A 15,748-nucleotide genomic window follows, 5' to 3' on the forward strand; every position below is an offset into this window, starting at 1 on the left:
CCTTAAGTCCGACAGGCTCCCAGGCCAGCAAACCATACGCGGAAACCACTGAATTGGGGCAAATCGAACAATGACATACACCACATTTAACCGGGAACACTTCAATGCTACTCAGGAGCCCATGTTCTTTGGCCGTAATGTCAATGTATCCCGTTATGATGTCCAGAAATACCCGATCTTTGAGAAGCTGATTGAGAAGCAGCTCTCCTTTTTCTGGCGTCCTGAGGAGGTGGACCTCTCAACCGATCGCCGTGACTTTGCTGCGCTTCCCGATCATGAAAGGCACATCTTTCTCAGCAACCTGAAATACCAGACCCTACTGGACTCGGTGCAGGGCCGCTCACCGAACGTTGCCCTGCTGCCTATTGTTTCCCTGCCGGAACTGGAAACCTGGATCGAAACCTGGGCCTTCAGTGAGACCATCCACTCCCGTTCCTATACCCATATTATCCGCAATATCGTCACCGAACCGGCCCGTATCTTCGACGATATCGTGACCAATGAGGCGATTACCAAACGCGCCCGGGACATCACCCGCTACTACGACGCCCTGATCGAAGGTGTCAGCCTTTACCATCAGCTGGGTGAAGGTAAACACACCGTTAACGGCGAAGAAATCAACATCAGCATTACCGACCTGAAGCGCAGGCTCTACCTCACTGTGGTGTCTGTGAACGTATTGGAAGCGATCCGTTTTTACGTCAGTTTTGCCTGCAGCTTTGCCTTTGCCGAGCGCTCCACAATGGAGGGCAATGCCAAAATCATCAAATTGATCGCCCGCGATGAAGCTCTTCACCTGACCGGCACCCAGCATATCCTGCAACTGCTGGCCGATGGCAAAGATGACCCGGAAATGGCAGTGATTGCCCGTGAGCTGAAAGACCAGGCCAGGCAGATTTTTATCGACGCGGCAGAACAGGAAAAAGACTGGGCAGACTACCTGTTCCGTGATGGCTCCATGATTGGCCTGAACCGGGACATTCTTGGCCAGTACGTTGAATACATCACCAACCAGCGGATGGTTGCCGTCGGCTTTGAACCGGCGTTTGCCATCAAACAGAACCCTCTGCCCTGGATGAACAGCTGGCTTAACAGCGACAACGTTCAGGTTGCGCCTCAGGAGGTGGAGGTCAGCTCCTACCTGGTTGGACAAATAGACAGCGAAGTGCAGTCCGAAGATTTCAGCAACTTTTCGCTATAAGTCCTGCATTAAAAAACAGTGTAAGCAGTTCCGATACCCAACGTCCCATAGCCAGGCCTGTTTCAAGCCTGGCTGATACAGGCGAAACACCATGGCTCATATTGTTAAGATTCTTGAAGGCTTCAGCTTTATTCCCCGCAAAGAGCTGACGCTTCTGGAAGCCCTTGAGCAGGAAAACGTCGACATGGAGTATCAATGCCGTGAAGGGTTTTGTGGCAGCTGCCAGGTCACCCTTGTTGATGGTGAAGTCACCTATACCACCGACCCCATCGCCTTTATTCCGGAAGGAAAAATACTGACCTGCTGCTGCCAGCTGAACAGTGACGTCACCATTGAAATCCCGGGCGGGTGCAAAATGAAGAAACACAACTTGTAAGCCTGTTATTCCACCCTCATCAGCGGATCAGGCGCTTTGATTAATCCCCTCACACCTTTAAATTTGAACGTTAGCCTCTTTTTCTGGTCATAGTTATTAACCTCTGGTTTTATATTGGTCAGGAAAGCCCCATGCACCCTAACTCTATACGCCTAATCATTGCAGTCCCCTTACTGCTGAGCATTCTCAGTTTGTTCGCTATTGCTGACGCCACGCCACAGGCGTCTGGCATCACCGCTGAATGGACTGCGCCGCCACCCGCCAATTCCGGCATGGAGCCTGAACAAACGCCCGAATCCAATGAAAACGATCAACAGCAAACCGTTCAAAAAAGAACCGTAGACTACCGGGCCACCACTGAACTGCTATTGGAGCGTTACCCCTATGCCTTGATGAGCTATTTTTCCGAAATGGACGCAATCCTGACCTCCGATGATCCGGAAAAACAGATATTTGCTATTTTCAGGCTCTCTTACCTGGGCTCCAGACAGTTTCTATTCGTGGCGGACCCGGAAGCCATCCCTGAGCAATGGCAGCCCCATTTTACCAGCACCGCCGAGGAGAAACGAAAATCTGGCCAGACCCGCCACCAGATAATCGGCCAGGTCACTATCCCGGACTCGAACATCAAGGTCAGGGTATTTAAACTGACTGAAGACCCTTCATCCAACGCCCAGACCAAGAGCAAGATCGTTCTGGCCCTGGCCGGTGAAAAGTCCGATGAGGCTGTCCAATGCCTGGTTACCCAATCAAAACCCGCTCACCCCGGCAGCTCTCCCTGCTCTCTTGCGGTAAAACAGCTGCAGGATATCAGCGATCTCGCTGATTCCCTGAAAGATATGTATCCGGACCATTCAGTGGAGATAACCGGTTACTCCTTCAGCGGCGCTATTGCCCAGGCCGCCATGTCAATATCCGAGACCATTGAGCAAGCCTACATTTTCAACAGCTACGGTATTCACCCAAGCTGGTTGGCAGGTATGCCCGACAGCCGATTGGCCAGAATTCATCACTCCTATGTTGAAGGCAGCTTTCTTCATGGACAGGACTATAATCCGCTCAGCCGATATTCCCGATGGAAACTGCCGCCGAACAAGGTGGTGGTTGCCGGGATGAAGATTCCTTCCAGCGGGCTTGAAACCAACATACGACATATCTACCAGCTGAACCATCATGACAGCTGGCTGGACACCTTTTATAACTTTGTCACCAGCATCTGGATCTTACACTCCAAAGAGTCGGTTCTAAGGGCATTTGAGGCAAGTTTAAAGCTTGATCTCCCCTGGTAATTTCTTCAGACAAGAGCGTGAGCGGGACTGGCCAGTCTCCGGTCAGGCCGCCGCCCCTGGCCAGAACACTGAAATCCCTTGACCAACGACAGTTGAAGTGTAAAATGCCATACAATTTGTCAACCGGACTGCTTTTACCCAACAAAGAAGCTGACTGATTGACCAAAAAGAGTTAACCTGAACGACACTCACCCGGGATAAGGTTTCGATGACACTGCACATGAACCGTCAGTCAATCAAAAGAACAAGCAGAATCCTTATTACTGGTGCTAACCACTTTATCTGTATTGCAAAATAAAGCCCCTTGATCCAGGGGCTTTTTTTTGACTTGAAAATGACCAAAGGCGACAGGTATTACCCCCATGGGAAACAGGTTCTTTAACAGGAACATTATCTCCATAGCCGACCTTACCCGGGAAGATATGGAACAGATTCTTGCAGTGGCAGCTGAACTCAAACACACGCCACGCCCCGGTCTATTGCAGGGCAAAGTGATTGCCAGCTGTTTTTTTGAGGCATCCACCCGCACACGCCTCTCGTTTGAAACAGCCGTTCAGAGGTTAGGCGGCACCCTGATTGGTTTTGCTGACGGTGGCAACACCTCTGCCAAAAAAGGGGAAACCCTCGCGGACTCCATCAAAATCATCAGCTCCTATACCGATGCGGTGGTGATGCGCCACCCTCAGGAAGGTGCTGCCCGGCTGGCCTCGGAATTCTCCAGTGTCCCCATTATCAATGGCGGCGACGGCTCCAACCAGCACCCAACCCAAACCCTGCTGGACCTGTTTAGTATTCGCGAGTGCCAGGGTCGACTGGATAACCTGAAAGTCACCTTTGTCGGTGACCTGAAATATGGCCGGACGGTGCACTCCCTGGCTCAGGCCCTGACCCACTTTAACGCAGAATTTAATTTTATTGCCCCGGATGCACTGGCAATGCCGGACTACCTCCTGCAGGAACTGGATGAAAAAGGCATCCGTTGGCGTCGGGCGGAAAGCATCGAAGAAGTGGTTGCCGATACAGATATCATCTACATGACCCGGGTTCAGAAAGAGCGATTCGATGAAACCGAGTATAAGCACATCGCCTCAAACTATGTACTGACCAATGAAACCCTGAAACAGGCACCTGCACACCTGAAAGTACTGCACCCGCTGCCAAGGGTTGATGAGATAGCCGTTGAAGTCGATCAAACCCCCCACGCCTATTACTTTGAACAGGCCCGAAACGGGGTATTTGCCCGTCAGGCCCTGCTGGCCCTGATTCTCAATGAATCCTTTGATGACCAGATGTGAGGAATGATCGATGAGTAACAAACTTCAGGTTGAAGCCATCTGCCAGGGCACTGTCATCGACCATATTCCGGCGGGACAGGGGGTAAAAATCCTTGACCGTCTTCATCTGCTGAACAGTGAAGCACGTATTACCGTGGGCTTTAATTTGCCCAGTAAAGCCCGGGGCTTCAAAGATATTATAAAAGTCGAGGGACGGATGTTTACCGAACAGGAGGCCAATGAACTGGCACTGTTCGCACCCAGCGCAACCATCAACGTGATTGATGATTACCGGGTGGTGGATAAGTTCACCATGGCCATTCCGAAAACGCTGAGAGCCGCGTTTGCCTGCCCCAACTCTAACTGCATTACGCATAATGAACCGGTGGCAAGCTATTTCTACCTGCGTCAGAAAAGTCATGATATCCAGCTGAAGTGCCACTATTGCGAAAAATCCTTCAGCAAGGAAATTGTGGCAGAACTCAGATAACGGCAAGAGGGCGTTCAATGGCAGATAAAGAGCGCCTTCTATTTCCGGCCTGATCAAACAACTGATTGAAATAAAAAATAAAATCCTTCCTTTCCCACCAATGTCTAACTTCCAGACACGGCATCTCTACCTATTATTAAATTTTCAGCCAGATGGTGGGTGACAACTATGAGTTCTTGTCCAATATCTAATTTTATCGGTAATCGCTGCATGCCAGACCCTGTAAGAGCGGAGTCTGTTGGGGAAAAGAACCAGAAATTTGCTGAAGAAGCCAGCTTTTTCACCGCCTTGTTCAAAAATCTCACGGTACGACCAGTGCCTGATCCTGGCTTGATGATGGTTCTTAACAAGCAGTGGCTGGAAAGGAAAAAAAGAAAAGTGTCCAAAAAAGGCAAGTCTGAACAATTGTGGCTGGGCAAGCGGGCGGATGATGAGCCATCTGGCGAGTGGGGAAAATTCGAGGACGATTGACCAGACCGTGTTAACTGCACGGCATCCCATTTAGCCGTCGCCGGATTTGCCTGGTGGAAAGACACTATTTCCATGATTCGCGCGAATCCGTACAGTTCGTTTGATTTGTCCATTAAATCGGCGCGATAATACGCCATGTCATTTACCGTGAAGATCCTCTCAAGGTTGCTCTCACGCTATACCATACCCACTCCCACCGTAAAGTGGGCATGGTATTAACCAGCTAACTTCTTCCTCGCCCATCTCTGCGACGATCAGGATAAAGATTGTATCCTTATAGCTGGCTCACCCGGCTGCCAATTGGTAAAGCCATTGTTCAGGACTGAAAGGAACGAGATTAAGGCATTGAGTGGTTTTCTAGGATTTTTTAAGAAAAGCAGCGCGAGTAAAGACGCTTCCCCTGAAAAAGGGAAGAAAGCGCTTTCCGGCAGCAAAAAACAGGCTGCGCATTCCAGAAACAACGTCAAATCATCAAAGCGTCCGAAGCGGACAAGCAGCAGAAAGTCAGACCGTCCTGCCCGGGCTCAGGAAAGCTGGAGTATTGATCAGTTCCAGGTAGCGCCTGACCCTGAAAAGACCCGCTTTCATGATTTTGCCCTGCCCGGCGAACTGATGCATGCGATTGCTGACCAGGGCTTCAAGTACTGCACACCAATTCAGGCAGAGGTGCTGGGCAGCACTCTGGCGGGTCGGGATGCGATCGGCAAGGCTCAGACGGGAACCGGTAAAACGGCAGCATTTCTGATCAGCACGATCAAGCAGCTGATTGACACCCCGGCACCGGATACCCGCTACCTGGGCGAGCCACGCGCGGTCATTATCGCCCCTACACGGGAGCTGGCGTTGCAGATCGGTAAGGACGCTGAAGCCCTGACCCAATACCTTCCGCTGCACGTTGTCACCGTGGTGGGTGGTATGGATTATGAGAAACAGCGTAAACGTATCGGCGAAAATTATGTGGATATTCTCGTTGCCACGCCCGGGCGTCTGCTGGACTACTGTGAGCGTAAAGACCTGTTTCTGGACCTGGTTGAAGTCATGGTGATCGACGAAGCGGACCGCATGCTGGACATGGGTTTTATCCCGCAGGTACGGCGTATTATCCGCATGACGCCAAGACCGGGAGACCGTCAGACGCTGCTATTCTCGGCAACATTCACAGATGATGTATTAAGGCTTGGAGAACAGTGGACCTGGAACCCGGTAAAGGTTGAGATTGAGCCTGACAGTGTGGCCACCGACACGGTGGAGCAAAAGGTTTACATTCTCTCATCGGAACAGAAGTTTCCCCTGCTGGTAAACCTGATTAACCATCACCAGCTGGAAAAAGTCATTGTTTTCACCAATCGCAGGGACCAGACCCGCAAGCTGACCGAACAGCTGCAAAAGGTTGGGATCAGGGCAGACCAAATCTCCGGCGAAGTTCCCCAGAACAAGCGCCTCAGGACTCTGGAAGATTTCCGCTCCGGAAAAATTTCAGTACTGGTGGCTACCGATGTTGCTGGCCGGGGCATCCACATTGACGGAATCAGCCATGTGATCAACTACAACCTGCCTGAAGACCCTGATGACTACGTCCACAGGATTGGCAGAACCGGGAGAGCGGGGGCGAGCGGAACCAGCATCAGCTTTGCCTGTGAAGATGATTCGTTCCTGATTCCGGATCTTGAAGCGCTGCTCGGGGATAAACTGAAGAAGGACTACCCACCGGAACAGCTTCTTGTTGATCCCCGAAACACTAAGCACCGATAAGCTAATAGAGCAGGCGAATGCTAACGATTCGCCTGCTGACATGGGAGAGAACAGTAATAATCAAAAGAAATATCGATCAAAAAAACAGTAAAATTTTTATAAAAAAATACGATATATCCTTTCAAGCATAAGAGTAAAACACATTCACTTAAACCCTTTAGGAGGAGAAAAAAATTTTTTTATTCTTCATCGAAATTTAGCCTTGCCGGATTAACGCTTTTCGATAAGAATCAAATATGAGTAACCCAAAAACAGACAAGGGAGCTGCCTATGGGACATGCCCTGGAAACCAGGCCAGAAAACTCACCCATCACAACCACCTACATACTGGACAGTAACGTCCTGATTCACGACCCTAACTCTATCCTCAACTTTGAAGAACATCAGGTAATCATTCCCATCACCGTTCTGGAAGAACTGGACAAACTCAAGAACGGCAAACAAACCATAGCCGCCGACTGTCGTCAGGCCATACGACTGATTGATAATATTCTGGGTACTGCAACACCTGCGGAGATAGAGCAGGGAGTCCCTATCCAGAGAAGCCACAGCAAGGAAACATCCGGCACACTCTCCATCATGATGAGTCATGCCGACGATAAAATCACCACACTCCCCAGCAGTAATAACGACAACCAGATAATTAACGACATCTGTCAGTATCAGAAAGCCCATCCGGACCGGCAGTTCATACTGGTCACCAAAGACATAAATATGCGCCTCAAAGCCCGGGGCTGCGGTATTCTTACCGAAGACTATCACAGTGACCAGCTGGTCAGTGATATTGGCTTACTGACCAAAGGTTATATCCACTATGAAGGCAACTTCTGGGACCGGGTCAATGAAGTAAAAACAGTACAGCTTGATGGCAAAACCATTCACACCCTGGATAAAAGTGAGTTTGCCGAAGAGTTGTATCTCAACAAGTTCCTTTTAGACGACCAGGGGTTTGTAGCAAAAGTCATTGACCTATCGGACGACCAGGTAAGTCTTCAACACTACAGCAGAGAAAGCCTGATGCATCAGGAAGCCTGGGGGTTGAGACCCTTGAACATCAACCAGGCCATGGCCCTGAATCTGCTGCTTGACCCGGATGTGCATCTGGTGAATCTCAATGGTGCCGCCGGTTCTGGCAAGACCATTCTGGCCCTGGCAGCCGCCATTGAAATGACCATTGCCACGAAACAATACCGGAGAATTATTGCCACCCGTTCCACCCGGGGATTGGATGAAGACATTGGCTTCCTGCCAGGTACCGAGGCTGAAAAAATGGAACCCTGGCTGGGGGCTATTACCGATAACCTGGAAGCGCTGCACAATGATGACGAATCCACCAACAGCAGTGTGGAGTACATACTCGACCGGGTACCGCTGCATTTCAAATCCCTGAACTACATCCGTGGCAGGAGTTTCCAGCAGAGTCTGATCATCATTGATGAATGTCAGAATCTGACTCCCCACCAGATCAAAACCATCATCACCCGCGCCGGTGTCGGCAGTAAAGTGATCTGCCTTGGCAACCTGGCCCAGATCGACACCCCTTATCTGGCCGCCACCAGCTCCGGCTTAACCTATATGACTGAGCGCCTGAAGCATTTCCCCAATGGAGGTTCAATGCAGCTTCAGGGTGTACCAAGGTCACCACTGGCAGCGTACGCTGAAACCCATCTGTAGCTCATTCCTCTTCACGACAAAGCCCCGGATCGCCGGGGCTTTCTATTTATTAACAAATTGATCACACTCCTGCTTCTTAAAGTGATAGCCATTATCAATGGACATGATAGGTCTTATTAACCCATTCAACCCTATTAAAGAAACGCTCCCTGCTCTACTATTGTCATCATTATCTTAAGCTTGAAAAATCAGGGAGAGTTGAATGCTGCTCGTTATTTCTCCAGCGAAAACCCTGGACTATGACACACCACCCACAACAAGAAAATTCACTCAGCCAGACTTTCTTGACCAGTCCGCCCTACTGATTGAAGAGCTCCTTGAATTAAGCCCGGCAGCGATTGGCAGCCTGATGAGCATCAGTGATAAGCTGTCCCAGCTCAATGCCGCCCGTTTCCAGGCATGGTCAACACCGTTCAGTCCGGATAATGCCAAGCAGGCGGTACTGGCCTTCAAGGGGGATGTATACACCGGTCTCGACGCAGAAACACTGAGTGAAAAGCAGCTGTCATTTACCCAGAAACACCTGCGAATTCTCTCTGGCCTTTATGGCCTGCTTCGCCCGCTGGATTTAATGCAGGCTTACCGTCTGGAAATGGGCACGCGATTTGCCAATCAGCGGGGGAAAGACCTTTACCAGTTCTGGGGAAGCAGGATTACAGAGCAGCTGAACAACGAGCTGGCCAGTCAGAAGAGCCAGGTACTGGTCAACCTCGCGTCCAATGAATATTACAAGTCTGTTCAGCCAAAGCAGATTAATGGCCAGATTATTACGCCGGTATTTAAAGACTGGAAGAACGGTCAATATAAAATCATCAGTTTCTACGCCAAAAAAGCCCGGGGCCTGATGTGTCGCTATATTATCGACCATAATATTGATCAGCCAGAAAAAATGAAAAGTTTTAACTATGAAGGTTATGCCTTTAATGAGGCCATGTCCTCGGATAAAGAGTGGGTTTTCACCCGGGAAGGGGACAGGGCAGAAAATAAATAAAAACGCCGGTCAGCTAAATAAAGCTGACCGGTAACAATTTCCTCCTGCTGCCGATATCACTAACAATATTACCGGCCAGCCTACTTAATTATGTTCAAACTACCCAGAAACCCACTTTGTCACCAAGCGCCAGGAGTCGGGGGTTCAGGCCCTGTCCACACCAATTATGAGCCAACGCCAAAAGAGGCTGAGGCACCGGTTGGTAGCCATAGAGGCAGGAAAATTGAAAATGCCGATACCACAAGCTACTTGGCGGAACAGAAAAGCGTGGTAACCGGTGCAGACAGTCCATCGCCGCTAAAAACAGAAGCGACCCAGGTACCCGCTCATCACACGACGGGTTTAAAAGAGAATAAACCGGATAGCCAGGCTGCAAAACTTTTGCAGCAACGGACTGATTTACTGCAACGGGCAGACAGTGTTCTTGGTGCCATTAACGCCAGGAAAGTCGTCGGTATTTCGCTGGAAGCGCTGGAAAAAGCTCAAGCTAATAGCCCTGAGCAGGTGCTGGCAATGCTCAGGAGTATGGAGTTCCCGGCTGGCCTTAGCGTTAAAATCACCCTTAAGTCTCAGTCCGAAAAACCACTGAGCCTGATACCCCCGGGCGATGAATTGGAGAACCAGAAGAATCTTGACCAGTTAATGGAAAAAACCGTAGAGGCCCTTAAGCGTCAGCAGCATACCAATACAGAAGCAAGTGTCAGTGAAGCCGAAGAAATAAGACAGTCCCTCGTGCGCAACGATAACGAGATTGCGGGCAGGGAAACCCTGGGCCAGGGTGAAGGCGCACAGGCGTTTGACAAGCTCAGTAACAGAAAGTGTGCAATCACCGTTCATCATCGAAACCCCGTTGAGAAAAGCTATGTCGAGACCAGGCACCATGATACAAGCGCCCGGCCAGCAACAGAGGAAAGTTCGGCTATCACTGCCAGAGAAGATTCTCCGGGTATTGAGAAAGGTAATGGTCACCCTGAAGAGCAAGACTTAACCACAACAACTTCTTCCGGTGCACAGAAGCCAGCTGCCCCCATAGTCACCGATTCACCTGTAAACACTCAGCCTCCACCTCCGGTTTATCCCGTACCACTGCCTTTAGTGAGTTCGCAAACCGTCGTTCCACCTCCGCATGAAGAGGCCGAACCGGCTTTACCAAAGAGTGAACAGCAGGCTACTGACGCAGTCGCGCAAAGCTCTCCACTTATTCAGGAGACAGAACAAGAAAGCACTCCCGCAGCTGAACATACAGAGAGTATGCCAACAGAAGAAGACCTCGCTGTCACCGAGCCCGTTTCAGCTTTGAAAGAGCAAACTGACGCCGTACCAGACAGCGCAGAGAGTCCACAGGAAACAATGCCCGTTGATAGTCTCTCCCCCTTGCCGGAAACCATACCAGCACCATCCCTCGCCCGGGAAGAAATCCGGGAATCAGCCTCTGTCCCGGCAGAACAATCCGACGTTGAGCCAGCAATGGCACTGCAACAGGCAGAACCGTCAACGGACCCGATAACGGAACAGACGGCCAAATCACAAGTCCGACAGCCAGAAAAACAAGAGAACTTGCATGCAGCACTGCTCAGAGAGCTAAAAAATAGACAAAGGGAACTAAAATCAACAAAGCCAAACCAGCCCATCGAAGGCAATAGCACTCAAACCAGTGACAGACTTTCACCCAATGACGATACGGCAAACACACCAAAAGCCTCTCGGCCCGGGAGTCACCCCGAACTCATGGCGGAATTGACCAAAAAACTGGCCGACAGAAGACCCAAAACACCAGAAGAAGTTGACACTCTGGATAGCAATGTTGCCAGGAAATGGGCTCAGACGGCGGAGAGATTGGAAAATAGCCACCTTCCCTTTATCGATGAACTGATGGAAAAAGTAGCGGCAAGAAACAGAGCAATGGAAGAAACGGCTCAGCCCTCCCAGTCGGCACTATCATCCAACGGTTACAAGCCTGCTGAAACAACGGTTTCCTTTCCACCGTTCCCTGCGGCGAATGAGTTACCGGCCGGGCAGAGAAGCTCTTCTCAGACGAATAGCAAGGCAACCAGTAACATTGCCGTACCAAAGGGCGAAACGAAAACCACATCATCCGGTAACAAGACGTTTAACGATGCCCAGTTTAAAGCAGAGTTGGAAGCCGCCGTGGCAAAGATGCTGAGAAGAAGTTCAGATACCATGGATGCTGACGACATCACAGACTCGTCCGTATCTGATGACCAGCTCCCGGAGGATGTAACCGCTGACCTGAACAACATAAATGCCGCCCTCTCTCCAGAAGAACCGGGAGAAACCGCTCAGCCAATTTTGAACAATGATGCCACAACGCCATTGGCTCCCGCTGCACCACCAGTACCTCCACCAATATCCCAGGAAATATTGTCCGCCAGGACCAGGAAGGCTCCGGCATCAACCAGCACTGCTCAGGCCAATAGCCCGGACAACGCAAACAAAACGGAATCAGGTAACGGAGCTAAAAGCAAGCCATCAAACCAGGGCTTCTTTGGCAGTGAGACATTCAAAAAAGCTCTGGAAAACGCTGCTACCGCCATGGATAACAAGCGTCAGAGCAGCGACAAGGATATTGAGCAACAAATCCAAGAGGCAAAAAAAGAGGCAAAGGAAAAAAAAGAGCAGGCACCCAACCCCAATGATCTGTTTGGTTCTCTGAGAAAGAGATTGTTTCCAATCAGGCAAGCCAATGATGGTAAAGACAAAGAAGACGATTTTAATTAAGCACCACACATTCCGGTGAGTTCAATGTAACCTGGCTGACCGGTAATGTCGCCTTTAGGCGATAACGTTCCCGTATCTGTCATGTCTGCGGGGTTCTTTGAGCTTTATGATCATGAAAATGCAGTTATAACCCAATGGCACTGACTTAAGGCCTCAGCCCTTGAATTATCAAGGGCTGAGGCCTTAAGTCAGTGCCATTGGACCATACTCCCCATTTTATCCGGATCAAAAACAATCAATGGCTTCGACTCAGGATACAGGCAAGCTATATACACATTAGTGACATTTCCCGCCAGAAATGCAGGCATTGCCATAAATGCATTAACTCTTGAAGAAAAATTCACACGTTGCTCAGCTGTTTCAAAAGGCAACCCTGAAAAACCTTTTTCCCACTGCTTGAGTATGTCCATTTCTTTGTGTCTATAGCGTTCAATCACGCTACCGCATTGAGCTTTTTCTTCTACATAATCGCTGGTCGATAACTCCGACAGCACAGAATCAATTTCTTTCAGTTGGTGTGAGAAAGCCTCTAAAAATCTTGATTTATAATCTTTCGATGGCGCTATATGCTCAAGAATCTCTTCCTCTGTAGCATGGATGGATGGCGCATATTCATCATCCGAAGTAGAGCTTTCAATAACATCCATAAACTCATTTAATCTTCCCTCCAAACGATCAGACAGATGCCTTTCATAGCTTTCAATATCTGAAGCTAGCACCTGAAGAGAGAATAACACTGAAAAAAAAGCGATAAATCTAGACATAAAAATGCTCACCGGAAGGCAAAGCTAATAAGCTGCCAGTTCAAAACCAGCAGCTACCTATACTTCTAATTATTGTCTGTAAAATTGTCCAGGTTTCTCTGGGTTGCAGCATTAGTAGCAGCAGTATTTGATTTATATATTCCAACTTTTTTGGTTATTGCCGACTTACGTAATTTAGACAAACCAATTCTGGGTAGGTAAACTCTAAAGAAATGCCATTTTATACGTCAACGCCATTTTATTGACAGCGCAAAATAACTCACAGATTTTTAAGATATATCTTACAAATGCTCATGACCGACATTCCCGCTGTGTCAGGATAGTTGTCCCGTTCACTGATTAACCAATAAAAACCAAACAGTGGGCGATGGACGTTGAATATGCCTCGTTTTTCAGAGGAACGTAAATCAGCTGTTTTGAAAAAACTGTTACCACCACACAATCGCTCTGTGCCGGATGTTGCCAGAGAGGAAGGTATCAGCGAATAAACCCTGTATAATTGGCGTAAAAAACTACGGGACAAAGGATTGCCTGTGCCAGGAAGCGAACAAAAATCAGAACAATGATCGGCAGAAAGTAAGTTTGCCGTGGTCGTTGAAACCGTAGTTTTGTCAGAAACCGAGTTGAGCGAATACTGTCGCAAAAAAGAGCTTTACCCTCAACAAGTCAAGGAGTGGAAGCACGCTTGTATTTCAGGTGCTGATCAGACTTCTCAGCATGAAGACTAAGAAATCAAGCAATTAAAACAAGAGCGCAAACACATCCAGAGCCTTGAAAAAGAGCTTCGCCGTAAAGACAAGGCGTTGGCAGAAGCTGCTGCCCTGCTGGTGCTGTCAAAAAAGCTCGATACCTTCTACAGAAGACAGTCGTCAGTGGATGCTGAAGTTTGAGCGGTTTTATAACAATGAACACCGTCATAGCTCAATCCGCTTTGTGACACCAACACAACGTCATGAGCAAAGTATCAGGAAATCCTGAAGCACCGGAAACAGGTGTATACCAAAGCGCGAGAAGCTAATCCAATGCGTTGCTCAGGAGGTATCAGAAACTGGGAGCCTGCAGGGTCCAGTAGCACTGAATCCTGAGCGGTTGTCAGAAGTAAGCATTGACGAGAAAAAGGCCGCCTAAAATTCAGTTTTCGGGACAACTATCTTGAAAAACTCTTTTAGAAACAAAACATAACAGAAAATTTTTTAAAATCTGAATAATATTCCTTTCAGTTTTATTCGGCACACTTTCTGCGTGCTTCTTTCTTAGCGGTATCATCCACTGACAGTCAATTTCAGGAAACGACTTGTCAGAGTACTGCTCAATAGACTTTTGTGGAGTTTCATGTCTATGGTTTCGCGCCAAGGCCGTTTATTTGTTCTTTCCTCTCTGGCTTTTGCCGTATTCACTGGTAATGCCGTTGCAGGTGGCTTTGAAAAAGCGACCATGTGGGACGCGAAATACGCTGCCCTGGCCGGTGCCGCTGTTTCTTCCGTTAATACCTCCAGCGCCGTTTTCTACAACCCGGCGGGTCTGGCTCGTATTGAGGGCAATGATTTTGCCCTGAATGCCTCTCCTACCTTTGTTCAGACCAACGGTCCTGCTGAAGGCGATAAATCCTATGTGAAAGGTGAGAGAAACTTTGTTCCCAATGCTGGTATAACCGGCGCTTTTCGGCTGAATGAAAAGTTTGTTATGGGTTATGGTTTCTACGGTGCCGGTGGTGCTTCTGCCAGTTATGAAGATGTTACTGTCGGTAGTGTTGTACCGATCATGGGTAACATGGTTGATCTGCGCATGACTGGCGAGTATTCAACCGATATCAAGATAATGGAAGCCGGCCTGGCACTGGCTTATCAGATCAATGACAACTGGTCTATCGGGGGCACCTATCGTTTAACTTATGCCCGGGCTGATATCAATCTGGCTTCAAAGGTCGGTCCTGCTGGTGCGCTTGTGGGCTACAATGACCTTTCCGGCTTTAACACATTTGGTGTGCGTCTTGGCGCGATGTATCGCTCCGATGATAACCGCTGGGGCTGGGGCCTGAATTACCGCTCTGACGTTAATATAGAAGCAGACGGCAAAGCTAGCTTTGAATTGGGCCCTATAGATCGTCCGATTTATGCAGGCAGAGACGCTACCGCTAAAACAGCATTACCAACCCAGATTTCCACAGGTGTAGACTACAGTCTGAATGATGACTGGAAGCTGTTTGGTGAAGTTACCTGGTCGCAGTACAGCTCTATTGAAGCGATCAAGTTTGTCAGCAGTGAAAGAAATCTGGCTGTAGACAGCATTAATACTAACTGGAATGACCAGTGGAACTTCCGCTTTGCTACTGAGTACACCGGCATGGACAACTGGGCGTTGAGAGCAGGTTATATTTATACAACAGCCGTGACCCCAGAAGAATACGCCGCACCAACCTTCTCCACTCCTGCTGGTGCTCATACCTTTACCATGGGTGCAGGTACCACCTTGATGGACGACAAATTGGCACTTGATATGGGAGCAGAATATAACTTAGCTAAAAATGATACGGTAAAAGGAGGTGGTGACCTGACCGCTACTTCAAAAGCCAGCTCTGGCAAATACGACACCAATGCCTGGGCACTGCACGCCACTCTGCGCTACAAGTTCTAATTTTGATTGCCAAGTGACATAAAATACCGGCGTGAACCATTCATGCCGGTATTTTTTTATTAACCCAAAACCGGTTTGAGTTCCCTGGTACAT

General features: G+C 49.0%; 12 protein-coding genes and 1 pseudogene. 12 read left to right on the forward strand and 1 reads right to left on the reverse strand.

The features are described from left to right. Positions 1-70 precede the first annotated feature (70 nt). From nrdB to ACO6V1_RS09385, 10 genes are all read left to right on the forward strand, one after another. Positions 71-1,201, forward strand: coding sequence for a class Ia ribonucleoside-diphosphate reductase subunit beta (gene nrdB / locus ACO6V1_RS09340; protein WP_422450023.1), 1,131 nt, complete (start codon positions 71-73; stop codon positions 1,199-1,201). 91 nt (positions 1,202-1,292) lie between these two features. Further along, complete coding sequence (gene yfaE, locus ACO6V1_RS09345; protein ID WP_101747835.1) at positions 1,293-1,577, forward strand: class I ribonucleotide reductase maintenance protein YfaE; 285 nt, start codon at positions 1,293-1,295, stop codon at positions 1,575-1,577. Positions 1,578-1,708: 131 nt separating this feature from the next. Beyond that, complete coding sequence (locus ACO6V1_RS09350; protein ID WP_422450022.1) at positions 1,709-2,866, forward strand: hypothetical protein; 1,158 nt, start codon at positions 1,709-1,711, stop codon at positions 2,864-2,866. Positions 2,867-3,228: 362 nt separating this feature from the next. Further along, positions 3,229-4,161: an aspartate carbamoyltransferase gene (pyrB, locus tag ACO6V1_RS09355; RefSeq protein ID WP_422450021.1), complete on the forward strand. Its 933-nt coding sequence runs from the start codon at positions 3,229-3,231 to the stop codon at positions 4,159-4,161. A 10-nt stretch (positions 4,162-4,171) separates the two neighbouring features. After that, positions 4,172-4,630: an aspartate carbamoyltransferase regulatory subunit gene (gene pyrI / locus ACO6V1_RS09360; RefSeq protein ID WP_101747838.1), complete on the forward strand. Its 459-nt coding sequence runs from the start codon at positions 4,172-4,174 to the stop codon at positions 4,628-4,630. A 159-nt stretch (positions 4,631-4,789) separates the two neighbouring features. Continuing rightward, positions 4,790-5,101 (forward strand): hypothetical protein, encoded by a 312-nt coding sequence (locus ACO6V1_RS09365; RefSeq protein WP_422450020.1) that lies wholly within the window; start codon positions 4,790-4,792, stop codon positions 5,099-5,101. Positions 5,102-5,446: 345 nt separating this feature from the next. Then, positions 5,447-6,853, forward strand: coding sequence for an ATP-dependent RNA helicase RhlB (gene rhlB, locus ACO6V1_RS09370; RefSeq protein ID WP_422450019.1), 1,407 nt, complete (start codon positions 5,447-5,449; stop codon positions 6,851-6,853). A 270-nt stretch (positions 6,854-7,123) separates the two neighbouring features. Beyond that, a complete protein-coding gene (locus tag ACO6V1_RS09375; RefSeq protein WP_422460387.1) occupies positions 7,124-8,527 on the forward strand; it encodes a PhoH family protein in 1,404 nt (467 codons plus the stop codon). A 202-nt stretch (positions 8,528-8,729) separates the two neighbouring features. Continuing rightward, positions 8,730-9,518, forward strand: coding sequence for a peroxide stress protein YaaA (yaaA, locus tag ACO6V1_RS09380; RefSeq protein WP_422450017.1), 789 nt, complete (start codon positions 8,730-8,732; stop codon positions 9,516-9,518). 90 nt (positions 9,519-9,608) lie between these two features. Further along, complete coding sequence (locus ACO6V1_RS09385) at positions 9,609-12,257, forward strand: hypothetical protein (RefSeq protein ID WP_422450016.1); 2,649 nt, start codon at positions 9,609-9,611, stop codon at positions 12,255-12,257. 188 nt (positions 12,258-12,445) lie between these two features. Here the strand turns inward: ACO6V1_RS09385 and ACO6V1_RS09390 are convergent, their stop codons facing one another. Further along, complete coding sequence (locus tag ACO6V1_RS09390) at positions 12,446-13,021, reverse strand: hypothetical protein (protein WP_422450015.1); 576 nt, start codon at positions 13,019-13,021, stop codon at positions 12,446-12,448. Positions 13,022-13,401: 380 nt separating this feature from the next. Here ACO6V1_RS09390 and ACO6V1_RS09395 point away from each other — a divergent pair. Continuing rightward, a pseudogene (locus ACO6V1_RS09395) lies at positions 13,402-13,869 on the forward strand (transposase); the annotation flags it as partial. Between the two features lie 490 nt (positions 13,870-14,359). Next, positions 14,360-15,655: an OmpP1/FadL family transporter gene (locus ACO6V1_RS09400; RefSeq protein WP_422466646.1), complete on the forward strand. Its 1,296-nt coding sequence runs from the start codon at positions 14,360-14,362 to the stop codon at positions 15,653-15,655. Positions 15,656-15,748: the final 93 nt, after the last annotated feature.

Source organism: Endozoicomonas sp. ALC013 (genome assembly GCF_049310205.1).
Lineage (GTDB): Bacteria > Pseudomonadota > Gammaproteobacteria > Pseudomonadales > Endozoicomonadaceae > Endozoicomonas.